This is a genomic window from Pseudomonas chlororaphis (assembly GCA_001023535.1).
GTDB lineage: Bacteria > Pseudomonadota > Gammaproteobacteria > Pseudomonadales > Pseudomonadaceae > Aquipseudomonas > Aquipseudomonas chlororaphis_E.
In genome coordinates, this window is record CP011020.1 from 735,615 (window position 1) to 756,869 (window position 21,255).

The following is a 21,255-nucleotide window of genomic DNA, read 5'->3' on the forward strand; positions in this document are numbered from 1 at the left end:
TTGCCTGAAGCAATGCTGGGGGCCTGCTGCGCAGGCCAGCGGGAGCAAGCTCCCTCGCCACAAGAGACTCCACGGCCGTAAGGCAAATGAGAGCCCAAAAAAATGCCCCGCACTTGGCGGGGCATTTTTTTGGCCGCTTTAGACGCTTACAAGCCGTCGAGCATTGCCTTGTTGCGTACAGCGCCCTTGTCGGCGCTGGTGGCGAGCAGGGCGTAGGCCTTGAGTGCCGTGGTGACCTTGCGCGGGCGCACTTCCACCGGCTTCCAGCCTTTCTTGTCCTGTTCGACGCGGCGCGCGGCCAGCTCTTCATCGCTGATCAACAGGTTGATCGAGCGGTTCGGAATGTCGATCAGCACCTTATCGCCATCGCGCACCAGGCCGATGGCGCCACCTGCCGCCGCTTCAGGCGAAGCGTGACCGATGGACAGGCCCGAAGTCCCGCCGGAGAAACGGCCGTCGGTGAGCAGGGCGCAGGCTTTGCCCAGGCCCTTGGACTTCAGGTAGGACGTGGGGTAGAGCATTTCCTGCATGCCCGGGCCACCTTTCGGGCCTTCGTAGCGAATGATCACGATGTCGCCGGCCTTCACCTCGTCCGCGAGGATCCCGCGCACGGCGCTGTCCTGGCTTTCGAAGATCTTGGCGTTGCCTTCGAACACGTGGATCGACTCATCGACGCCGGCGGTCTTCACCACGCAACCGTCCAGGGCGATGTTGCCGTACAGCACGGCCAACCCGCCTTCCTTGGAGTAGGCGTGCTCGACGCTGCGGATGCAGCCGTTCTCACGATCGTCGTCCAGGGTTTCCCAACGGGTCGACTGGCTGAACGCGGTCTGTGTCGGAATGCCCGCCGGGCCTGCCTTGAAGAAGTGATGCACGGCTTCGTCGGTGGTCTGGGTGATGTCCCACTTGGCGATAGCCTCGGCCATGGTCTTGCTGTGCACGGTCGGCAGGTCGGTGTGCAGCAACCCGCCTCGGGCCAGGGAACCGAGGATACTGATGATCCCGCCGGCACGGTGCACATCTTCCATGTGGTACTTCTGGATGTTCGGCGCGACCTTGCACAGTTGCGGCACGTTGCGGGACAGGCGGTCGATGTCGCGCAGGTCGAAATCGATCTCGGCTTCCTGGGCGGCGGCCAGCAGGTGCAGGATGGTGTTGGTGGAACCGCCCATGGCGATGTCCAGGGTCATGGCGTTTTCGAACGCCTTGAAGTTGGCGATGTTGCGTGGCAACACCGACGCATCATTCTCACCGTAGTAGCGCTTGCACAGCTCGACGATGGTGCGGCCGGCCTGCAGGAACAGCTGCTCGCGGTCGCTGTGGGTGGCCAGGGTCGAGCCGTTGCCCGGCAGGGCCAGGCCCAGGGCTTCGGTCAGGCAGTTCATCGAGTTGGCGGTGAACATGCCGGAGCACGAACCGCAGGTCGGGCAGGCGCTGCGCTCGTACTCGGCGACTTTCTCGTCAGAAGCGCTGGAGTCGGCGGCGATCACCATGGCGTCCACCAGGTCGAGGCCGTGGCTGGCCAGCTTGGTCTTGCCGGCTTCCATCGGGCCGCCGGAAACGAAGATCACCGGGATGTTCAGGCGCAGCGCGGCCATCAGCATGCCGGGGGTGATCTTGTCGCAGTTGGAAATGCACACGATGGCGTCGGCGCAGTGGGCGTTGACCATGTACTCGACGGAGTCGGCGATGATCTCGCGGCTGGGCAGCGAATAGAGCATGCCGTCGTGGCCCATGGCGATGCCGTCGTCCACGGCGATGGTGTTGAATTCTTTCGCCACGCCGCCAGCGCGTTCGATTTCCCGGGCCACCAGTTGACCCAGGTCCTTGAGGTGCACGTGGCCCGGTACGAACTGGGTGAAGGAGTTGGCAACGGCGATGATCGGCTTCTTGAAGTCGTCATCCTTCATCCCCGTGGCGCGCCACAAGGCACGGGCGCCGGCCATGTTGCGGCCATGGGTGGATGTTTTCGAGCGGTAATCGGGCATGGAGCACTCCGGGCGGCTAATCAGGTACTAATCAGGTAACAAGGGGAAGTGAGCTTCTGTTGACCTCTGGAACACTCGGGATGGGCGCAGTGTCTGGAGGTGGCCGATGACTGTGCAGGATCGCTGCGAGCCTGGGCATGAGCTCATAAACCCGCCGGGGATGAATGGCGATGAATGTCGCGATTCTACACCGCTGGCGTCAGGATGAAATGACGCAAAGTGCTGATCGGGTGTGAATGTCGCGCACGGGATGACGATTGGTAGCGTTCACGCCCACAGGGTGGAGTGGCGCGGGAAAAGCCCCACGCCACGATAGCACTCAACTGTTCGGCAACAACCGGCAGGTAATGCTCTTGATGTAGCGGGTTTCGGGAATGGCCGGGTGGACCGGGTGGTCTGGGCCTTGGCCGCCGCGTTCGAGCAGTTGGATGTTGCGGTCCAGGTGGCGGGCGCTGGTCAGGAGGATGTTTTGCAGGTCGTCTTCGGGCAGGTGCATCGAGCACGAGGCGCTGACCAGGATGCCGTCCTTGCTGAGCAGGCGCATGGCTTGTTCGTTGAGGCGGCGGTACGCGCCTTCGCCGTTCTTCAGGTCTTTCTTGCGCTTGATGAAGGCCGGTGGGTCGGCGACGATCACGTCGAAGCGCTCTTCGCTGGCCTTGAGTTCCTTCAGGGCTTCGAAGACGTCGCCTTCGATGCAGGTCAGTTTCTCGGCGAAGCCGTTCAGCGCGGCGTTGCGCTCGACACCGTCGAGGGCGAAGCCCGAGGCGTCGACGCAGAACACTTCGCTGGCGCCGAAGGCCGCGGCTTGCACGCCCCAGCCGCCGATGTAGCTGAACAGGTCCAGTACGCGCTTGCCTTTGGCGTACGGGGCCAGGCGCGCGCGGTTCATGCGGTGGTCGTAGAACCAGCCGGTTTTCTGGCCTTCCATGACCGGTGCTTCGAATTTCACGCCATTCTCTTCCAGGGCGACCCATTCCGGCACGAGGCCGAACACGGTCTCGACGTAGCGGTTCAGGCCTTCGGCGTCGCGGGCGGCGGAGTCATTCTTGAACAGGATGCCGCTGGGCTTGAGCACCTGGGTCAGGGCCGCGATCACGTCATCTTTGTGGGCCTCCATGGTGGCGGAGGCAATCTGTACCACCAGGATGTCGCCGAAACGGTCGACCACCAGGCCCGGCAACAGGTCGGAGTCACCGTAGACCAGGCGATAGAACGGCTTGTCGAACAGCCGCTCGCGCAACGACAGTGCCACGTTGAGGCGGTGCACCAGCAGGGATTTGTCCAGCGCCAGCTTCACGTCACGCGACAGCAGGCGTGCGCAGATCAGGTTGTTGGGGCTCATCGCGACGATGCCCAACGGCTTGCCGCCGGCCGCCTCGAGGACCGCCTGGTCGCCGGCCTGGAAACCGTGCAGCGGCGTGGCGGCCACGTCGATTTCGTTACTGTAGACCCACAAGTGGCCGGCGCGCAGGCGACGGTCGGCGTTGGCTTTGAGGCGCAGGCTAGGCAGGGACATGACGTCGCTCCGGAAAAAAGAGCGGGAGTATAGCGTGTTGAAGCGGGTCCGGGGCTTGCGCTGGACATGTGGCGAGGGAGCTTGCTCCCGCTGGGTGGCGCAGCCGCCCTATTTCGATCAAGCCCCCTCGCTACGATGAGTCAGGCAGACAACGCCCCGATCAGCTCGCGATTGAACGCCGGGATGTCATCCGGCTGGCGGCTGCTGATCAATGTGCCGTCCTTGACCACTTCCTTGTCGACCCAGTTCGCCCCGGCGTTGACCAGGTCATCCTTGAGCGTCTTGTAGCTGGTCATGGTCTTGCCCTTGACCAGCCCGGCCGACACCAGCAGCCAGCCACCGTGGCAGATGACCGCGATGGGCTTGCTGGCCGCCTCGAAACCCTTGACCAGCTTCTGCGCGTCGGGGTCTATGCGGATGGTGTCGGAGTTCTGCACGCCGCCGGGCAGGACCACGGCGTCGTACTGCTCGACATTGGCGACCTTGAAGGTCCGGTCGATCCTGAAGTCGTCGGCGGGTTTGTCATGGTTCCAGCCTTTGACCTGGCCTTCGTCGGCGGAAATGATGTCCACCTGGGCGCCGGCCTGTTCCAGCGCCTGTTTCGGGCCGGTCAGTTCGACCTGTTCGAAACCGTCGGTCACCAGGATGGCAACACGCTTGTTGTTCAGCGAACCGGGCATGAAAAATCTCCTCAAGCTGAGTGGGTTGGCGGCCGACCTAAACCTTACGCAGGCTTGATGTCGGCCCTACACAGTCCGAAGCCTGAGCCCGAAGGAAAGTTCCGACTATCTACCCGACGGTGTATCGGATCCATCTTTAAGGGTTAGAATCCCCGCTTGACCCAGAGTGTGTACTCATGTCCCAAGAGCTTTCCGCCGAACAGATTCAACAGTCCCTGCAAGGCATCAGTGTGCCGCCCCAGCCGCAGATCATGGTTGACCTGCAGATGGAGCAGTACATGCCCGATCCGGACCTGGACACCATCGCCAAGCTGATCTCCCAGGACCCGGGCCTTTCGGGGGCCTTGCTCAAGATCGTCAATTCGCCTTACTACGGGCTGCGCAACAAGATCACCTCGATTCAGCGCGCGGTGAATCTGCTGGGCAGTCGTTCGATCATCAACCTGATCAACGCGCAGTCGATCAAGGGTGAATTGCACGATGACGCCATCGTTACCCTGAACCGTTTCTGGGACACCGCCCAGGACGTGGCGATGACCTGCCTGACCCTGGCCAAGCGTGTCGGTCTGGAAAACGGCGACGAAGCCTACGCGCTAGGGTTGTTCCACGATTGCGGCGTGCCGTTGATGCTCAAGCAATTCCCCCACTACATGAGCGTGCTCGAGCAGGCCTACGCCAATGCCAGCGCCGAGTGCCGGGTGGTGGACACTGAAAACCGCGAGTTCAATACCAACCATGCGGTGGTCGGCTACTACACCTCCAAGTCCTGGCGCCTGCCGGATCACGTCAGCCAGGCCATCGCCAACCACCACAATGCCCTGGCGGTCTTCAGCGACGAGTCCTCGCGCAACAACACCGCGCTGAAGAATTTGCTGGCGATCCTGAAAATGTCCGAGAACATCTGCGCCTCCCACCGGGTGCTGGGCAACCAGCCTGAAGACCATGAGTGGGACAGCGTCGGGGCGCTGGTGCTCGACTACATCGGCTTGTCGGAATACGACTTCCAGACCCAGAAACAGGAAATCCGCGACCTGTCCACTCGTTGAGTGCCCGGTTCGCCTGACTCGAGAGCCCCATGCCAGAACTGCCGGAAGTCGAAACCACCCGTCGCGGCATCGCGCCACACCTCGAAGGACAACGGGTCAGCCGCGTGCTGGTGCGCGATCGTCGCCTGCGTTGGCCGATCCCGGAAGACCTCGACGTGCGGCTCTCCGGCCAGCGCATCGTGCAGGTGGAGCGGCGGGCCAAGTACCTGCTGATCAATGCCGAGGTCGGCACGTTGATCAGCCACCTAGGCATGTCCGGCAACCTGCGGTTGGTGGAAATCGGCATGCCGGCGGCCAAGCACGAGCATGTGGACATCGAGCTGGAGTCCGGCCTGGCCTTGCGCTACACCGACCCACGGCGCTTCGGCGCCATGCTCTGGAGCCTCGACCCGCTCAACCATGAGTTGCTGGTGCGCCTCGGGCCGGAGCCGTTGACCGACCTGTTCCACGGCGAGCGCCTGTTCCAGTTGTCTCGGGGCCGCGCCATGGCGGTCAAGCCGTTCATCATGGACAACGCCGTGGTGGTAGGGGTGGGCAATATCTATGCGACCGAGGCGCTGTTTGCCGCCGGCATCGACCCGCGCCGGGCGGCCGGGGGCATTTCCCGGGCGCGTTACCTGAAGCTGGCCATCGAGATCAAACGCATCCTTGCCCATGCCATCGAGCGGGGCGGCACCACGCTGCGGGATTTCATCGGCGGTGACGGCCAGCCGGGGTATTTCCAGCAGGAATTGTTCGTGTACGGCCGCGGTGGCGAGCTGTGCAAGGTCTGCGGCACGGGGCTGCGGGAAATCCGCCTCGGCCAGCGCGCCAGTGTCTGGTGTCCGCGCTGCCAGCGCTGATCGGAGCTGATCCGTCCTACGGTCTATAGTCAGTTGTCAGACTGCTTAGCCGAAGGACCGCCCCATGAACCTGTTTCGCCTCGTCGTTCTAACGTTGCTGTTGAGTGTCGCCGCGCCCGCCCTGGCGAACGGTGGCAGCGGCGACCCGCGCTATACCATCCAGAACCCACCAGCCTATGCCATGCTCGGCGACCTGTTGATCGCCCGCCCGTTGTTGCTTGCTGCCACCGTGATCGGCACGGGGGCGTTCGTGGTGTCGTTGCCCTTTACCGCGCTGGGCGGTGGGGTGGGCGATGCGGGTAAAGCGCTGGTGGTGGACCCGGCGAAAGCCACGTTTGTGCGGTGTTTGGGGTGTATCGGGGAGGGATTTGAGCGGCAGGAGTGAGGGAGTTGGTTTTGGGGTATGGCTGATGGCCTCTTCGCGAGCAAGCCCGCTCCCACAGGGATTGGCTGTGCTCACCGAATTTGCGTCTTGAGCAGATCCCCTTGTGGGAGCGGGCTTGCTCGCGAAGAGGCCCGCAAAAAACACTACAAAATTATCCGGCTCAACCCTTGCCAGTAATCCTGCGATATTTCGCCATCAACTGTTCTTCAGTCTCCGGATGGGCTTCGTCCAGGGGAATGCAATCCACCGGGCAAACCTGTTGGCACTGGGGCTCGTCGTAATGGCCGACGCACTGGGTGCACAGGTTCGGGTCGATGACGTAGATTTCTTCACCCTGGGAAATGGCTTCGTTCGGGCACTCGGGTTCGCAGACGTCGCAATTGATGCAGTCGTCGGTGATGATCAGGGACATGCAGGCTCCTGCCGGGGCGTTGGGCCCGGGCATCTGAAAACGTATGCGCGCAATTGTGCCGCATTGGCGCGCGCAGTGCACGCGGGTGCGATGGACTGCGCTGCGCTGCGCTTGGGAAAGCGTGAGCGCAGTGTCGCCGGCAAGGGCTACTTCTTGAAGCGCAGGGTCAGCGCATCCGCCACGGCCGGGTGGACGAACTTGGTGATGTCACCGCCCAGGGCCGCGATTTCCCGCACCAGGGTCGAGGAAATGAAGGAATAGCGTTCCGACGGCGTCAGGAAGAGGCTCTCGACGTCCGGCGCCAACTGGCGGTTCATGTTGGCCAGCTGGAACTCGTACTCGAAGTCCGAGACCGCGCGCAGGCCACGCAGGAACACATTGGCGTTCTTTTCCTTGGCAAAGTGCGCCAGCAGCGTGGAGAAGCCGACCACTTCCACGTTGGGCAGGTGCTTGGTGACTTCACGGGCCAGCTCCACGCGTTGTTCCAACGGGAACAGCGGGTTTTTCTTGGGGCTGGCGGCGACGGCAATGATCACGTGGTCGAACAGGCGCGCGGCGCGTTCGACCAGATCGCCATGGCCCTTGGTAATAGGGTCGAAGGTACCTGGGTACAACACTCGGTTCATCGCGTCGTCCTGGCGGGAGTCCGTTGGGGAGTCGGATGGTATCGCAGCCGACCCGGTCGGCCAAGTCGGCCGTGGGATAAGAAAGCACTATAGACGGTGCGAATAATCCGGATATTCATGGGTTTTTCAAGCGCTCGGCCAGGGCTGTCGCCAGTTGCGCCGTCAGTCCGTACACCGACAATTGCGGGTTGGCGCCAATGCTGGTGGGGAACAGCGAGCCATCGTGGATCGAAAGATTGGCCAACTGGTGATGACGACCGAGGCTGTCGGTGACTGCGTTTTTCGGGTCTTCGCCCATGGCGCAGCCGCCCATCACGTGGGCGCTACTCAGGCGCGTGCGATAAAGCTCCAGCGCCAGGCCGTCGATCAGGGTCCGGGCTTCGGCCAGGGTTTTCACGTAGTGGGCATCGCCGTGCACCGGCATGACGGCCTTGGCGCCGCCGGCGAACTGGATCTCGGCCATGCTGTGGAAGGCCCGGCGCAAGCCCTCCCAGGTATACGGCGTAACCGTGTAGTCGAGCACGGGCGTGCCGTCGCCGCGCAATTCGACGCATCCACCGGGGCTGTCCGGATGAAAACCGTCGCGCAGCAAGGCCAGCATTGCGTGGGTGTAGGGCAGGCTGCCCATGTGCGCGGCGTTCTCGGCCCCGAACCCGCCCAGCAGGGTGGCGGCGAGCGCCGGGTGCAGGGGCGGGACTTCAAGTTTGTAGGACATTTTTCCGGTGACACCGTCCTGCCATTGAAAATGATCCGAATAGATCGACTGCGGCGCGCCGTAGAACGGGTTGATGACGTCGTCGAATTGCCCGGCTGACGTGTTGACCAGATGCAGGAAGGTGCGCTTGCCCAGGCGTTCATGGGGATCCGGCGCGTCGGAGCGCAGCAGCAGGCCGGGGCTGTTGATGCCACCGCCCGCCAGTACGTAGTGCCGCGCCTTGACCGTGATGCGCCGCCCGGTCGGTGCCACGCAGCGCTCGTCCATGGCCACGCACTCCAGGCCGACGACCGCATCGCCCTTGATCACCAGGCGCTCGGCCCGGGCCAGGTAAAGCAGCACGCCACCCTGGTCCAGCGTGGCGGGAATGGTGGTGACCAGCATCGACTGCTTGGCGTTGGTCGGGCAGCCCATGCCGCAGTACCCCAGGTTCCAACAGCCGCGCACGTTGCGCGGGATGACGTGCCAGCTGTAGCCCAACTGTTCGCAACCCTTGCGGATCACGTCGTTGTTGGCATTGGGTGGAACCATCCAGGGGGCCACGCCCAGGCGTTGCTCCATTTTTTCGAACCAGGGCGCCATCTGCGCCGGGCTGTGGCCCTGGACGCCGTGTTCGGCGGCCCAATGCTCAAGGGTCTGGTCGGGCGTACGGAAGCTCGAGGTCCAGTTGATCAGCGTCGTACCGCCCACGGCCCGGCCCTGGAGAATGGTGATGGCGCCGCCCTTGCTCATGCGCCCAAGGCCTTCCTGGTACAGGCTGGAATAGGCCTGGTCTTCGAGCAGCTTGAAGTCATTGCTGGTCTTGAGCGGTCCTTCCTCGATCAGCAACACGCGGTAGCCGGCGGCGCTGAGGATTTCCGCCGTGGTTGCGCCGCCCGCGCCGCTGCCGATGATCGCCACGTCGGCGTCCAGGCTCAGGTCCTGGGTCAGTTGCGCGCCGTTGTAGGTGGTCCAGCCACGGGCCAGGCCTTCGCGAAAGAGATCGGGTACGGGCATGTTCAGGGCTCTCTTATTGTTATGGATGGACGATGAAGAACCCTGTGGGAGCGGGCTTGCTCGCGAAGGCGGCTGTACATTCAACCTCTATGCAAGCTGACACACCGCTTTCGCGAGCAAGCCCGCTCCCACAGGATTTTGATGACTCAAATCTTGGGCGGTCCCGGGTACCCACAGTGCGCCCAGGCCTCGGCCCGGCTGTACCAGGCCATCATCACCATTTGCAGCAACGCGTTGTGGCCTTGCCGCAGCAGGTCCAGGGAGCTGTTTTCCCAGCGGTTGAGAAACTGGCGGATGTCATCAGCGCTGGCGTTTTCCCACGCCCCCCAGATGCCCGCCAGCGGCCCGCAGGTGACGCCCAGGGTGAGCACGTCGAACAGTTGGCGCGTGAGCTTGAGCATGGCCGGGGACAGGTACGCCAGCTCGGTGTCCAGGTTGCGCAGGGTAGCGTCGGTGGCGGCGGGGATCCCTTCAACCGCCACTGCGCCGTCCAGCATCACCGCAATGATGGCACGCAAGAACGGCAGGTCGCTGTCACGCAACGCGGCGAAACCGTGGGCCGGCAGGCTTGACGAACAACCGCTGAGGCTGGCGCCCAATCCGACCGTGGCCAGGAAAGCGCTGGCACCGAGGCTGAACTTCAGCAGGCCGCGCCGCGACAGCGCGGGTGCATCGATGAGGCTAGGGTTCATGTTTATCGTTACCGGGGGCAGGCCTGTTAGCGAACGAACAGCTTCTGGATCAACGTCTGCAGCGGCTTGCCGTAGGGCGGATAGATCAACTTCGCGGCGTTGAAACGCTGCTTGGTCAGCACGCCCTTGGCCTTGCTGAAGGTCAGGAAGCCCTCGTGCCCGTGGTAATGCCCCATGCCCGAAGGACCGACGCCGCCAAAGGGCAGGTCGTCCTGGGCGACGTGCAGCAGCGTGTCGTTCAGGCAAACGCCACCGGAGTGGGTTTCGTGCAGGACACGCTGCTGCTCGGCCTTGTTGTAGCCGAAGTAGTAGAGCGCCAGCGGGCGTGGGCGTTGGTTGATGTAGGCAAAGGCCTGGTCCAGGAGCTCGTACGGCACGATGGGCAACAGCGGGCCGAAGATTTCGTCCTGCATGACGGTCATGTCATCGTGGACGTTGAGCAGCAGGCTGTGGGGCATGCGGCGCGCCTGGCCCTGGTCGAACAGCTCGATCAGCAGTGCGCCCTTGCTGGTGGCGTCACCGATGTAGCCGTTGAGCCGGGCCAGGTGTCGTTCATTGATGATCGCTGTGTAGTCCGGATTGTCCGCCAACGTCGGATAAAACCTGCGCACCGCTTCGCGATAGGCTTCGACGAATTCGCCGACACGGTTCTGCGGCACCAGCACGTAGTCCGGTGCGACGCAGGTTTGCCCGGCGTTCAGGGTCTTGCCGAAGGCAATGCGTTCGGCGGCATCGCGCAGGGGGACGTCGGCGGAAACGATGGCCGGCGATTTTCCACCCAGCTCGAGGGTCACCGGAGTCAGGTTCTCGGCGGCGGCCCGCATGACATGCCGGCCGACGCTGGTGGCGCCGGTGAACAACAAGTGATCGAAGGGCAGCCTGGAGAACGCCACGCCGACCTCCGCTTCGCCAAGCGCCACGCAGACCAGGTCCTGGGGAAAGATCCGGGCCAGCAGTTGCTTGAGCAACAGGCCGGTCGCGGGTGTTGCTTCGCTGAGCTTGAGCATCACCCGGTTGCCTGCGGCCAATGCCCCCACCAACGGGCCGATGGCCAGGAACAGCGGGTAGTTCCAGGGCACGATGACCCCGACCACGCCCAGCGGTTGATAAATGACCTTGGCCGATGCCGGTTGGAACGCCATGCCCACCTTGCGCCGGGATGGCTTCATCCAGCCCGCGAGGTGGCGGCTGGCGTAATGGATGCCGTGCAGGCTGGGCATCAGCTCGGCCAGCAGTGTTTCGTCGGCGCTGCGGTAGCTGAAGTCCTGGCTGATGGCGTCGATCAAGGCCTGGCGCTCGTTGCTCAAGATCTCGCCCAGCGCCTTGAGCCATTGCCGGCGCTGTTCGGCCGGCGGCATGGGGTGGGCAGCGTAGGCCTTGCGCTGGGCATCGAAGAGCGACCGCAACGCGTCCAATTGCTGTTGGGATTCATGCAGGTAGGCAACGTCGGCAGGCATGTTCGAGCACCGGATGTTATTAGAATGGGTGTTTTTTAGAGCTTATACTCTAGAAAGTCAATGGCCTCCACAAGCGGCTTTGGGTTTTTTCCGGTGACCAATAGGTCGTAAGATGTCCCTCAATGCCTTCGTAGAATTAAAGCCCAAACCATGGCCCCACGAATCAAAACCAGCGAGCGCATCGTGCAAAACAGCCTGGAGCTGTTCAACCAGCAGGGCGAGCGCAGCGTCAGCACCAACCACATTGCCGCTCATATGGACATGTCGCCAGGCAATCTCTATTACCACTTCCCCAACAAGCAGGCGATCATCGCCGTGCTGTTCAGTGAGTACGAGAACCTGGTGGACAGTTTCCTGCGCCCGCCCCAGGGCCGCGCGGCGACCGTGGAGGACAAGCGCTTCTATCTGCAGGAACTGCTGGCGGCCATGTGGCGCTACCGCTTCCTGCACCGTGACCTGGAGCACCTGCTCGACAGCGACCCGGACCTCGCGGCGCGCTATCGGCGTTTTTCCCAGCGCAGCCTGATCCATGGCACGGCCATCTACGAGGGCTTCGTCGAGGCGGGCATCCTGAAGATGGACCGGGTGCAGATCGAATCCCTGACCCTCAATGCCTGGATCATCCTCACGTCGTGGGTGCGGTTCCTGTGCACCACGCGGGAAAACTTCAGCCACTTGAGTGAACAGGCCATCAAGCGCGGGGTGTATCAGGTCCTGGTGCTGGAAGCCGGTTTCGTGACCGATCAGGCCCGCGACGCGGTGGATGCCTTGTTCAAAGAGTTTTATGTCCCCCTGGCCCAGACCCTGGAGGAAGGGCAGTAGGAACGGACCCTCGATTTCCCACAGGAGCTCACCATGTCGATTGCGCAACTCATCAGTCCCCAGGCCCTCGATCAGCGGCGAGCGCTGCCCGGGCTGGTCATCCTTGATTGCCGCTTTGCCCTGGAAGACCCGGATTACGGCCAACGCAGCTATGCCGAGGGCCATATCGCCGGTGCGACGTTCGCGGACCTTGAGCGAGACCTGAGCGGGCCGGTGACCAAGGGCGTGACCGGTCGCCATCCGCTGCCGTCACCCGAGGCCCTAGTGGAGCGCTTGAGGGCCTGGGGGATCGATAACGACAGCGACGTCGTGCTCTACGACGACGGTCCGGGCGCGTATGCCGCGCGGGCCTGGTGGTTGCTGGCCTGGCTGGGCAAGCGCGAGGGCGTGTACCTGCTCGACGGCGGACTCAAGGCCTGGCATGCGGCCGGCTTGCCATTGAGCCTCGACCCGCCACAGACGCGCCGCGGCACCTTCGACGGCGCACCGGACACCGCCCTGGTGCTGACCGCGCAAACCTTGCAGCAGCGCCTCGGCCAGCCGGACATGACGTTGCTGGATGCCCGTGCGCTGCCGCGTTTCAAGGGTGAAGTCGAACCGATCGACCCGGTGGCCGGGCATATTCCGGGCGCGCAGTGCGCCGCGTTCACCGACAACCTGGGCAGCGACGGTCGCTTTTTGCCGCCCGCCCAGCTCAAGCAGCGTTTCGCCGAAAAACTGGGCGAGCGTTCACCAGCGGGGTTGGTGGCCTATTGCGGCTCCGGCGTGACCGCCTGCCATAACCTGTTTGCCTTTTGCCTGGCGGGATACCCGTTGGGGCAGTTGTACGCCGGCTCGTGGAGTGAGTGGATCACCGATCCACACAGGGCCGTTGCCGTCGGCGAGTAACACTCAACCCTGTCATTGAGCCTTGTGGGAGCGAGCTTGCTCGCGAAAGCGGTGTACCAGACACACAAACGTTGACTGACACTCCGCTTTCGCGAGCAAGCTTGCTCCCACAGGCGGTTTGTGCATCCCACAGGCGCTTTGTGCAGGACCTTATCCGCGGCCCAGGCTGGCCAGCCACTGGGGAATGCGTCGCTCCAGGTAGTAACCGGGGTGGCGCATGGTGCCGTCGACAAACCCCACGTGCCCGCCCTGGGCATGCAGCTCCAAGTGGGTCGACGCCGACAGTTCGCCAGGTTCAGGCAGGCTGTGGGGAAAGACGAAAGGATCGTCGGCCGCCTGGATCAGCAGGGTCGGCGTGTTGATCTCGCCCATGAAATAGCGGCTGGAGGCGCGACGGTAATAGTCCGCCGCGTCCGAGAAACCGTGCAGCGGCGCGGTCACCCGGCCGTCGAAGTCCCAGAACGTGCGCATGTTTTCCAGCGGACCAAGCGCTGCCAGGGTCGCCAGCCCTTCGTGGCGTCCGTCGTGCTGGAACTGACGCTGCTTGTTGCGCACGTATGCCACCAGTTGGCGCATGAAGTGGGCCTGGTAGAAGCGGGAGAAACCCTGCCCGATGCGATCGGCGCACTGGTCGAGGCGAAACGGCACCGAGACCGCCACGGCGCCCTGCAACTGGCTATGGCTGCCGGTTTCGCCCAGGTGCTTGAGCAACACGTTGCCGCCCAGTGAATAACCCACCGCGAACAGCGGCGCCAGCGGCCGTCGCCCGCGCAAGTGGGCGATGGTGGCGGCCAGGTCTTCGCTGACGCCGGAGTGATAGCTGCGGGCCAACAGGTTGGGTTCCCCCGAGCAGCCGCGCCAGTTCAGCGCAACGCTGGCCCAACCCTGGCGATCAAGGGCATGTTGCAGGCCGGCCACGTAGGGCGAATTGGAGGAGCCCGTCAGTCCGTGCAGCACCAACACCAGCGGCGCCTCGGCGTTGTGGGGGCCATGCCAATCGAGGTCGAGGAAGTCACCGTCTTCCAGCCACAGGCGCTCGCGTTGGCGCTCGATGACGGTGGTCTTGCGCCACAGCGGCCCCCACAAGGTCTGCAAGTGCGGGTTGCCCAGGCCCCGGGCGGGGATGAATCGTTCAGATGCAGCGGCCATTATTATTGTTCTCGATGCACCGGCCAGCCGTTCATTCAACGGCTTGCGCCATTCGTTGCCATAACGCGTAGTACACCCGCCCGGATTTCTGCTCGCGATGCAAACGCCAATTGCCCGGCAAGCCCAGGGTCGACGGAGCGGTCTCGCTTTCAGTGTAGACCCAGGCATCCTCGGCCAGCCACTGACGTTCCTCGAGCAGGGCGCACACTGTCGGCAGCAGGTTCTGGTTGAACGGTGGGTCGAGGAAGACCAGGTCGAAGGCCGTCGCCGGCTGGCTGTCCAGGTAGCGCAGCGCATCGGCGGTCTGCACCTGGCCGACGGTGCAACGCAGGGTGCCCAGGTGCTCTTTCAATTGGGAGACCGCCAGGCTGCTGGCGTCCAGGGCCTGGCCCATGGCGGCGCCACGGGACAGCGCTTCGAGGAACAACGCGCCGCTGCCGGCGAACGGGTCGAGTACCCGTGCTCCGGCGACGTACGGTGCCAGCCAGTTGAACAGGGTTTCCCGCACACGGTCCGGCGTTGGGCGCAGGCCGGGCGCGTCGGGGAAACTCAAGCGCCGGCTGCGCCATTCGCCGCCGATGATGCGTAGCTGGTTCACGCCGTTGTGGGCGGGTTTCTTGGAATTCGATGGGCGGGCCATTAGTGCTCCGGAACCCCGAGCGGTTGCTCGGCAGGTTTGTCAGTGGGGGCCGGTAGCGGCTTTTGCGGCACGGTCGGGCCGGCGGTGACGATGACCATCTTGTCCGTGCTCAGGTGTTTTTCCAGCGCGGTGCGGACCTGCTCGACGGTCAACGCCTGGGACTGGCGCATGAAGTCTTCCAGGTAGCTCAGCGGCAGGTCATAGAAACCCATGGCCCCGAGCTGGCCGACGATGTCGGCGTTGCTGGCCGTGGACAGCGGGAAGCTGCCGGCCATTTCACGCTTGGCGTCGTCGAGTTCTTTCTGGGTCGGGCCGTTCTTCAGGTAATCGGCGAATACGTCCTGCACCAGTTTCAAGGTGCCTTCGCTCATTTCGGCGCGGGTCTGCAGGTTGATCATGAATGGACCGCGGGCCTGCATCGGGGTGAAGCCTGAATACACGCCATAGGTCAGGCCGCGTTTTTCCCGAACTTCTGTCATCAGGCGCGTGCCGAAACCGCCGCCACCGAGGATCTGGTTGCCCAGGGACACGGCGGCGAAGTCCGGGTCGTCACGGTCGATACCCAACTGCGCGAGCATCAGGTTGGTCTGCTTGGACGGGAATTCGATGTGGCTGACGCTGGCCTTCGGTTCGACCGGCGCAGGCGTCTTGGCCAGGGCCGGCCCCTTGGGCAACGCAGCGGACACCTGGTTGGCCATCGCCTCGGCTTCAGTACGGGACAGGTCGCCCACCAACGCGATCACCGCGTTGCCGGCGGCGTAGGCCTTGGCATGGAAAGCCCGCAACTGGGCCAGGGTGATCGGTGGAATGCTCTGTGCGGTGCCATCGCTGGAGTGGCCGTAGGGATGATCGCCGTACAGGCGCTTCATCAGCTCCAGGCCCGCCAGTTTGCCGGGGTTCTGCTTCTGGTACTCGAACCCGGCGAGCATCTGGTTCTTGATACGGCTGAAGGAGTCGGCGGGGAAGGTCGGCTTGCCGACCACATCGGCGAACAGTTGCAGCGCCGGTTCACGCTTGTCCACGGCGCTGAGGCTGCGCAGGGATGCCACGGCCATGTCTCGGTAGGCCCCGTTGCCGAAGTCCGCGCCGAGGCTTTCGAAGCCTTCGGCAATGGCGCCGACGTCCTTGCCGGCCACGCCTTCATTGAGCATGGCATTGGTCAGCATCGCGAGGCCGGGGGCGTCGCCGTCCTGGCTGCTGCCGGCGGCGAAGGTCAGGCGCAGGTCGAACATGGGCAATTCCCGGGCTTCGACGAACAGCACCTTGGCGCCTTCGGCGGTTTTCCAGGTTTGTACGTCGAGCTGGCGATGACTGGGCGCCTTGCCGTCCAGCTCGGCCAACGATTGCAGCTTGTTGCCGGACTTGGCGTTATCCAGGGCCTGGCTTGCGGTGACGCCCGTGGCGGGCAACAGATAGAACGCCAGTGCGCCGGCCAGGGCGACGAACACCAGGCCGATCAACAGCCGACGCGATGATGTGCGCTCACTCATGGGCTTTCTCCTCGGGCAGGACATGCGCAACGCTCAGGCGTGCGCGGGTGAAATACAGCTGGGCTGCCTTCTGGATATCTTGCGGGGTCACGCTTTGCAGTTCGGCGAGTTCGGTGTCCATCAGCTTCCAGGACAGGCCGACGGTTTCCAGCTGGCCGATGGCGGTGGCCTGGCTGGTGATCGAATCGCGCTCGTACACCAGGCCGGCAATGACCTGGGCGCGTACGCGCTCCAGTTCGTCCGTCGTCGGGGCGGTGGTCTTCAGTTGTTCGAGCAGGCGCCACAGCCCGGCTTCGGCCTGGGCGATGGTCTTGCCTTTCTGGGTATTGGGGGTCGCCGACAGGGTGAACAGCGAGTCACCGCGGGTGTAGGCGTCGTAATTCGACGAGCCACCGGAGACCAGTTCCTCACCGCGCTCCAGTTGGGTCGGGATCCGCCCGCTGTAGCCGCCGTCCAGCAGCGCCGAGATCAACCGCAAGGCGTTGATCGAGCGCTTGTCCGTCGCGGTGGCGATGCTGGGGACGTTGAAGGCCAGCATCACGCTGGGCAGTTGGGTCTGCACGTGCAGGGTGATCTGGCGCTCGCCGGGTTCGGCCAGTTCCAGGGGGATCTTAGCCGATGGCACGGCGCGCCGGGCAATCGGGCCGAAGTAGCGTTGGGCCAGGGCCTTGACCTCGTCTGGCGTTACGTCGCCGACCACCACGAGGGTCGCATTGTTCGGGGTGTACCAGGATTCGTACCAGTGGCGCAGTTCCTCGACGGTCATGCGGTCGAGGTCGGCCATCCAGCCGATGGTCGGCGTGTGGTAGCCGCTGGCCGGGTAGGCCATGGCCTTGAAGCGTTCATAGGCCTTGGACATGGGCTTGTCGTCAGTGCGCATGCGGCGCTCTTCCTTGATGACCTCGATCTCGCGGCTGAACTCTTCCGGCGGCAGGCGCAGGCTGGCCATGCGGTCGGCTTCCAGTTCGAAGGCCACGCCCAGGCGGTCACGGGCCAGCACCTGGTAATAGGCGGTGAAGTCATCGCTGGTGAAGGCGTTCTCTTCGGCGCCCAGGTCCCGCAGGATCAGCGAGGCCTCGCCAGGACCGACTTTTTCGCTGCCCTTGAACATCATGTGTTCCAAGGCGTGGGACAAACCGGTCTGGCCCGGTGTCTCGTAGCTGGAGCCGACCTTGTACCAGACCTGGGAGACCACCACCGGCGCACGATGGTCTTCTCGCACCACGACCTTCAGGCCGTTATCGAGGGTAAATTCGTGGGTGGGTTGTGGATCGGCAGCCAGGGCTGAAAGGGGCAGACAAACTGTGCTGAACAGCAGGCCTGCAACGCGGCGGGCAAGAGCATTCATTCGTGTTTAAACCTGTTGGGCTGCCCGCTAGGTCTTAGCGTCGGCGGGCGAGAGGGTGCTAGGATAACGGTCCGTTTTACTGGCGGCCACGCCTATCGGGCCTTTTATCGGCCCGAGGCTGTTTGGGTTCTGCGCAGAAACGCCGGGTTAGCGCGTCGATCCCGGCGTTTTCGCCGATGATGCCGTACCAGTCCTTTGAAAAAATCAGCCATGAGGTGTCCCCGGGACATTTCGACAATCTGTTGCCCGTGAACAAGCTGGGTGAAACGCAGTCTGTTCAGCATCGAATATTTATCACCGAGGCGCCCTTGTGGCGCTTCGCTACCGTGAGATAGCCGTCCTCCATGTTTGGTTCCAACGACGACAAGAAGACCCCAGCTGCGGCTGGCGAGAAGAAAGGCCTGTTCGGATGGCTGCGCAAGAAGCCGCAGGAAACCGTCGTCGAACAGCCGCAAGCACCGCTTGAACCCGCCGAGCCGGTGGCCGAGGAAGCCGCGCCCATCGTCCTGCCGATTGCCGAGCCGGTGCTGCAACCGGCCGAATCCGAACCCGAGCCCACGCCCGAGCCTGTGGTCGAACAGCCACTGGCCGCGCCTGCCGGGCAAACGCCCTGGCTGACCCTGCCCGTGGCGGAAGAGCCGGTGGCGCTGGTGGATGACGCGCAGGCCTCGCAGGTCACCCCGCCGATCCCGGCTGTTGCCCAGCCTGTTGTCGCACCCGTGGTGCAGCCGGTTGCCGACCTGCCGGCGGTGGCCGCCACGCTCATACCCACACCTGTCGCCACGCCAGCCGTGCCCGCCGTTGCGCCTGCGCCCGTCGAGCCCGAGGCCCCGGCGCAGCCGGCACGTACAAACGAAGAGGCCAAGGTCGGCTTCTTTGCCCGCCTCAAGCAAGGCCTGTCGAAAACCAGCGCCAGCATCGGCGAAGGCATGGCCAGCCTGTTCCTGGGCAAGAAGGTCATCGATGACGAACTGCTGGAAGACATCGAGACCCGCCTGCTGACCGCCGACGTCGGCGTGGAGGCGACCTCGGTGATCATCAAGAGCCTGACCCAGAAAGTCGCGCGCAAGCAGTTGACCGATGCCGACGCGCTGTACAAATCCTTGCAGGGCGAGCTGACCAACCTGCTCAAGCCGGTGGAGCAACCGCTGGTGATTGCTTCCCAGAACAAGCCGTATGTGATCCTGGTGGTGGGCGTCAACGGCGCCGGCAAGACCACCACCATCGGCAAGCTGGCGAAGAAGCTGCAACTGGAGGGCAAGAAAGTCATGCTGGCCGCGGGCGACACCTTCCGCGCCGCCGCGGTGGAGCAACTGCAAGTGTGGGGCGAGCGCAACAAGATCGCGGTGATCGCCCAGCACACCGGCGCAGACTCCGCTTCGGTGATCTTCGACGCCGTGCAGGCCGCCAAGGCCCGTGGCATCGATGTGCTGATCGCCGACACGGCCGGTCGCCTGCACACCAAGGACAACCTGATGGAGGAGCTCAAGAAGGTTCGCCGGGTCATCGGCAAACTCGACGCCGAGGCGCCTCACGAAGTGCTGCTGGTGCTCGACGCCGGTACCGGCCAGAACGCCATCAGCCAGGCCAAGCAATTCAACCAGACCGTCGAACTGACCGGGCTGGCCCTGACCAAGCTCGATGGCACCGCCAAGGGTGGGGTGATCTTTGCCCTGGCCAAGCAGTTCGGCCTGCCCATTCGCTACATTGGCGTGGGTGAAGGCATCGATGATCTGCGCACTTTTGAAGCCGAGCCCTTTGTCCAGGCGCTGTTTGCCGAGCGGGAGCATTCATGATTCGTTTCGAACAGGTCGGTAAACGCTATCCGAACGGGCATGTCGGCTTGCATGAGCTGAGCTTTCGGGTGCGTCGCGGCGAGTTTCTGTTTGTTACCGGCCATTCCGGTGCCGGTAAGAGCACCCTGCTGCGCCTGCTGCTGGCGATGGAGCGGCCCACCACTGGCAAGCTGTTGCTGGCCGGCCAGGACCTGAGCACCATCAGCAATGCCCAGATTCCCTACCTGCGGCGGCAGATCGGCGTGGTGTTCCAGAATCACCAGTTGCTGTTCGATCGCACCGTGTTCAACAACGTGGCGCTGCCGTTGCAGATCCTCGGGCTGTCCAAGGCCGAGATCAACAAGCGCGTGGACTCGGCCCTCGAACGCGTGGCCCTGTCGGACAAGACCGACCTGTATCCGGGCGACCTGTCCACCGGCCAGCAACAGCGCGTCGGCATCGCCCGCGCCATCGTCCATCGCCCGGCCTTGCTGCTGGCGGACGAGCCCACCGGTAACCTCGACCCGCGCCTGGCGGCGGAAATCATGGGCGTGTTCGAAGACATCAATCGCCTGGGCACCAGCGTGCTGATCGCCAGTCACGACCTGGCCCTGATCGCACGCATGCGTCACCGCATGCTCACCTTGCAACGTGGCCGTCTGATCGGTGACGGGGAGGCCGGTGTATGAGCGCAACCCGTAGCCCGAAAGTGGCCGAGCGCGTGGCGCCAAAGGCCTCCGACCCGCAGCCGCAAAAAAAGAAACGCGACGATGACGACGGCCCGGATTTCCCGACGCTGCTGCGTGCCTGGATCGAAAGCCACCGGGCCAGCCTGCTGGACAGCCTGCGCCGCCTGGGCAAGCAGCCCATCGGCAGCTTCTTTACCTGCATGGTGATGGCCGTCGCCTTGAGCTTGCCGATGGGGCTGTCATTACTGCTGAACAATGTGGAGCGCCTCGGCGGCTCCTGGCAGCGTGCGGCGCAGATCTCCCTGTACCTGCAACTGGAAGCGACGCCGGGCGAAGGCCAGGCGCTGCGTGAGCAGATCCAGGCCATGCCGGGGGTGGCCGACGCCGAGTACATCAGCCGCGAACAGGCACTGGAGGAGTTCCAGCAGCAGTCCGGCCTGGGCGAAGCCCTCAAGGAATTGCCGCAGAACCCATTGCCGGGCGTGGTGCTGGTGACGCCGAAGGAGGTCGACAAGCCGACCCTTGAAGCATTGAGACAAACACTTTCCGAATTGCCGAAGGTACAACAGGCGCAGCTTGATCTAGTCTGGGTCGAGCGTCTGGCGGCGATCCTCAAGCTGGGCGATCGTTTCGTCTTCGGCCTGACGGTGCTGCTGGTTTCTGCATTACTTTTGGTGATAGGCAATACCATTCGTCTTCATATTGAAAACCGCCGCACCGAGATAGAAGTGATTAAACTCGTCGGCGGCACGGACAGTTATGTGCGCAGGCCCTTCCTCTATATGGGCGCGCTCTATGGCTTTGGTGCCGGGATCCTGTCCTGGGGTGTATTGGCGTTCGGCCTGGATTGGCTGAACGATGCGGTGGTGGGGCTGGCCGGTTTGTACGGCAGTGACTTCGCACTGGCCGGCGTGCCAGTCGCCGACGGTCTGTCGCTCTTGCTTGGCGCCGTACTGTTGGGTTATATCGGTGCATGGATTGCGGTAGCACGCCACTTGCGTGAGCTTGCACCAAAATAGTGAATTTGCGCGTATTGACCTTTCGGTTTTTGTGGGAACTTGTCCTACGGTTCCCGGTCAATTTTCGCAGTGCTGAACTG

General features: G+C 63.7%; 20 protein-coding genes. 8 read left to right on the forward strand and 12 right to left on the reverse strand.

Translation table 11 applies throughout. The features are described from left to right. Positions 1 to 146: 146 nt before the first annotated feature. The 3 genes from VM99_03160 to VM99_03170 all read right to left on the reverse strand — a co-directional run bounded on the left by VM99_03160 (position 147) and on the right by VM99_03170 (position 4,184). On the reverse strand, positions 147 to 1,988 hold the full coding sequence (locus tag VM99_03160; GenBank protein AKJ97092.1) for a dihydroxy-acid dehydratase: 1,842 nt from the start codon (positions 1,986 to 1,988) through the stop codon (positions 147 to 149). Positions 1,989 to 2,307: 319 nt separating this feature from the next. Then, positions 2,308 to 3,504 carry an SAM-dependent methyltransferase gene (locus VM99_03165; protein ID AKJ97093.1) on the reverse strand — a complete coding sequence of 399 codons (1,197 nt, stop codon included), beginning with the start codon at positions 3,502 to 3,504 and terminating at the stop codon, positions 2,308 to 2,310. A gap of 140 nt (positions 3,505 to 3,644) precedes the next feature. Further along, positions 3,645 to 4,184, reverse strand: coding sequence for a glutamine amidotransferase (locus tag VM99_03170; protein ID AKJ97094.1), 540 nt, complete (start codon positions 4,182 to 4,184; stop codon positions 3,645 to 3,647). 176 nt (positions 4,185 to 4,360) lie between these two features. On the opposite strand from VM99_03170, the gene VM99_03175 reads away from it, so the two are divergent. The 3 genes from VM99_03175 to VM99_03185 all read left to right on the forward strand — a co-directional run bounded on the left by VM99_03175 (position 4,361) and on the right by VM99_03185 (position 6,457). Then, positions 4,361 to 5,230, forward strand: coding sequence for a histidine kinase (locus tag VM99_03175; protein AKJ97095.1), 870 nt, complete (start codon positions 4,361 to 4,363; stop codon positions 5,228 to 5,230). Positions 5,231 to 5,259: 29 nt separating this feature from the next. Beyond that, a complete protein-coding gene (locus VM99_03180; GenBank protein AKJ97096.1) occupies positions 5,260 to 6,072 on the forward strand; it encodes a 5-hydroxymethyluracil DNA glycosylase in 813 nt (270 codons plus the stop codon). 64 nt (positions 6,073 to 6,136) lie between these two features. Next, on the forward strand, positions 6,137 to 6,457 hold the full coding sequence (locus VM99_03185; protein ID AKJ97097.1) for a multidrug transporter: 321 nt from the start codon (positions 6,137 to 6,139) through the stop codon (positions 6,455 to 6,457). A 160-nt stretch (positions 6,458 to 6,617) separates the two neighbouring features. On the opposite strand, the gene VM99_03190 is transcribed toward VM99_03185, so the two are convergent. From VM99_03190 to VM99_03210, 5 genes are all read right to left on the reverse strand, one after another. Then, the gene (locus tag VM99_03190; protein ID AKJ97098.1) at positions 6,618 to 6,869 is read right to left on the reverse strand and encodes a ferredoxin; all 252 of its coding nucleotides are present in this window, start codon (positions 6,867 to 6,869) and stop codon (positions 6,618 to 6,620) included. 146 nt (positions 6,870 to 7,015) lie between these two features. Then, a complete protein-coding gene (locus VM99_03195) occupies positions 7,016 to 7,495 on the reverse strand; it encodes a phosphopantetheine adenylyltransferase (protein ID AKJ97099.1) in 480 nt (159 codons plus the stop codon). A gap of 115 nt (positions 7,496 to 7,610) precedes the next feature. After that, positions 7,611 to 9,206: a GMC family oxidoreductase gene (locus tag VM99_03200; GenBank protein ID AKJ97100.1), complete on the reverse strand. Its 1,596-nt coding sequence runs from the start codon at positions 9,204 to 9,206 to the stop codon at positions 7,611 to 7,613. A gap of 146 nt (positions 9,207 to 9,352) precedes the next feature. Then, positions 9,353 to 9,898: a twin-arginine translocation pathway signal protein gene (locus VM99_03205; protein AKJ97101.1), complete on the reverse strand. Its 546-nt coding sequence runs from the start codon at positions 9,896 to 9,898 to the stop codon at positions 9,353 to 9,355. A gap of 26 nt (positions 9,899 to 9,924) precedes the next feature. Continuing rightward, positions 9,925 to 11,355 carry a coniferyl aldehyde dehydrogenase gene (locus VM99_03210; GenBank protein AKJ97102.1) on the reverse strand — a complete coding sequence of 477 codons (1,431 nt, stop codon included), beginning with the start codon at positions 11,353 to 11,355 and terminating at the stop codon, positions 9,925 to 9,927. Between the two features lie 150 nt (positions 11,356 to 11,505). On the opposite strand from VM99_03210, the gene VM99_03215 reads away from it, so the two are divergent. After that, on the forward strand, positions 11,506 to 12,177 hold the full coding sequence (locus VM99_03215; GenBank protein ID AKJ97103.1) for a TetR family transcriptional regulator: 672 nt from the start codon (positions 11,506 to 11,508) through the stop codon (positions 12,175 to 12,177). Between the two features lie 33 nt (positions 12,178 to 12,210). Beyond that, positions 12,211 to 13,065, forward strand: coding sequence for a 3-mercaptopyruvate sulfurtransferase (locus tag VM99_03220; protein ID AKJ97104.1), 855 nt, complete (start codon positions 12,211 to 12,213; stop codon positions 13,063 to 13,065). Between the two features lie 150 nt (positions 13,066 to 13,215). Here the strand turns inward: VM99_03220 and VM99_03225 are convergent, their stop codons facing one another. From VM99_03225 to VM99_03240, 4 genes are read right to left on the reverse strand one after another with little or no spacing between them, the layout of a single operon-like run. Continuing rightward, positions 13,216 to 14,214, reverse strand: coding sequence for an alpha/beta hydrolase (locus VM99_03225; protein AKJ97105.1), 999 nt, complete (start codon positions 14,212 to 14,214; stop codon positions 13,216 to 13,218). Between the two features lie 31 nt (positions 14,215 to 14,245). Next, positions 14,246 to 14,854 (reverse strand): 16S rRNA methyltransferase, encoded by a 609-nt coding sequence (rsmD, locus tag VM99_03230; protein AKJ97106.1) that lies wholly within the window; start codon positions 14,852 to 14,854, stop codon positions 14,246 to 14,248. Beyond that, positions 14,854 to 16,344 (reverse strand): peptidase M16, encoded by a 1,491-nt coding sequence (locus VM99_03235; GenBank protein AKJ97107.1) that lies wholly within the window; start codon positions 16,342 to 16,344, stop codon positions 14,854 to 14,856. Before VM99_03235 ends, rsmD begins: the two co-directional genes overlap by 1 nt. Then, positions 16,337 to 17,692: a peptidase M16 gene (locus tag VM99_03240; protein AKJ97108.1), complete on the reverse strand. Its 1,356-nt coding sequence runs from the start codon at positions 17,690 to 17,692 to the stop codon at positions 16,337 to 16,339. The genes VM99_03235 and VM99_03240 overlap by 8 nt, the downstream gene beginning before the upstream one ends. A gap of 344 nt (positions 17,693 to 18,036) precedes the next feature. On the opposite strand from VM99_03240, the gene VM99_03245 reads away from it, so the two are divergent. From VM99_03245 to VM99_03255, 3 genes are read left to right on the forward strand one after another with little or no spacing between them, the layout of a single operon-like run. Next, positions 18,037 to 19,488 carry a cell division protein FtsY gene (locus tag VM99_03245; GenBank protein AKJ97109.1) on the forward strand — a complete coding sequence of 484 codons (1,452 nt, stop codon included), beginning with the start codon at positions 18,037 to 18,039 and terminating at the stop codon, positions 19,486 to 19,488. Then, positions 19,485 to 20,156: a cell division protein FtsE gene (locus VM99_03250; protein ID AKJ97110.1), complete on the forward strand. Its 672-nt coding sequence runs from the start codon at positions 19,485 to 19,487 to the stop codon at positions 20,154 to 20,156. The genes VM99_03245 and VM99_03250 overlap by 4 nt, the downstream gene beginning before the upstream one ends. After that, positions 20,153 to 21,175, forward strand: coding sequence for a cell division protein FtsX (locus tag VM99_03255; GenBank protein ID AKJ97111.1), 1,023 nt, complete (start codon positions 20,153 to 20,155; stop codon positions 21,173 to 21,175). Before VM99_03250 ends, VM99_03255 begins: the two co-directional genes overlap by 4 nt. Positions 21,176 to 21,255 lie beyond the last annotated feature (80 nt).

Excerpts from the sequence above, each read along its gene's own strand:
- rsmD (AKJ97106.1), bottom strand. The coding sequence starts at position 14,854 with ATGGCCCGCCCATCGAATTCCAAGAAACCCGCCCACAACGGCGTGAAC.
- VM99_03170 (AKJ97094.1), bottom strand. The coding sequence starts at position 4,184 with ATGCCCGGTTCGCTGAACAACAAGCGTGTTGCCATCCTGGTGACCGAC.
- VM99_03180 (AKJ97096.1), top strand. The coding sequence starts at position 5,260 with ATGCCAGAACTGCCGGAAGTCGAAACCACCCGTCGCGGCATCGCGCCA.
- VM99_03245 (AKJ97109.1), top strand. The coding sequence starts at position 18,037 with ATGTTTGGTTCCAACGACGACAAGAAGACCCCAGCTGCGGCTGGCGAG.
- VM99_03225 (AKJ97105.1), bottom strand. The coding sequence starts at position 14,214 with ATGGCCGCTGCATCTGAACGATTCATCCCCGCCCGGGGCCTGGGCAAC.
- VM99_03255 (AKJ97111.1), top strand. The coding sequence starts at position 20,153 with ATGAGCGCAACCCGTAGCCCGAAAGTGGCCGAGCGCGTGGCGCCAAAG.
- VM99_03210 (AKJ97102.1), bottom strand. The coding sequence starts at position 11,355 with ATGCCTGCCGACGTTGCCTACCTGCATGAATCCCAACAGCAATTGGAC.
- VM99_03165 (AKJ97093.1), bottom strand. The coding sequence starts at position 3,504 with ATGTCCCTGCCTAGCCTGCGCCTCAAAGCCAACGCCGACCGTCGCCTG.
- VM99_03175 (AKJ97095.1), top strand. The coding sequence starts at position 4,361 with ATGTCCCAAGAGCTTTCCGCCGAACAGATTCAACAGTCCCTGCAAGGC.
- VM99_03195 (AKJ97099.1), bottom strand. The coding sequence starts at position 7,495 with ATGAACCGAGTGTTGTACCCAGGTACCTTCGACCCTATTACCAAGGGC.
- VM99_03185 (AKJ97097.1), top strand. The coding sequence starts at position 6,137 with ATGAACCTGTTTCGCCTCGTCGTTCTAACGTTGCTGTTGAGTGTCGCC.
- VM99_03215 (AKJ97103.1), top strand. The coding sequence starts at position 11,506 with ATGGCCCCACGAATCAAAACCAGCGAGCGCATCGTGCAAAACAGCCTG.
- VM99_03190 (AKJ97098.1), bottom strand. The coding sequence starts at position 6,869 with ATGTCCCTGATCATCACCGACGACTGCATCAATTGCGACGTCTGCGAA.
- VM99_03160 (AKJ97092.1), bottom strand. The coding sequence starts at position 1,988 with ATGCCCGATTACCGCTCGAAAACATCCACCCATGGCCGCAACATGGCC.
- VM99_03220 (AKJ97104.1), top strand. The coding sequence starts at position 12,211 with ATGTCGATTGCGCAACTCATCAGTCCCCAGGCCCTCGATCAGCGGCGA.
- VM99_03200 (AKJ97100.1), bottom strand. The coding sequence starts at position 9,206 with ATGCCCGTACCCGATCTCTTTCGCGAAGGCCTGGCCCGTGGCTGGACC.
- VM99_03250 (AKJ97110.1), top strand. The coding sequence starts at position 19,485 with ATGATTCGTTTCGAACAGGTCGGTAAACGCTATCCGAACGGGCATGTC.
- VM99_03235 (AKJ97107.1), bottom strand. The coding sequence starts at position 16,344 with ATGAGTGAGCGCACATCATCGCGTCGGCTGTTGATCGGCCTGGTGTTC.
- VM99_03240 (AKJ97108.1), bottom strand. The coding sequence starts at position 17,692 with ATGAATGCTCTTGCCCGCCGCGTTGCAGGCCTGCTGTTCAGCACAGTT.
- VM99_03205 (AKJ97101.1), bottom strand. The coding sequence starts at position 9,898 with ATGAACCCTAGCCTCATCGATGCACCCGCGCTGTCGCGGCGCGGCCTG.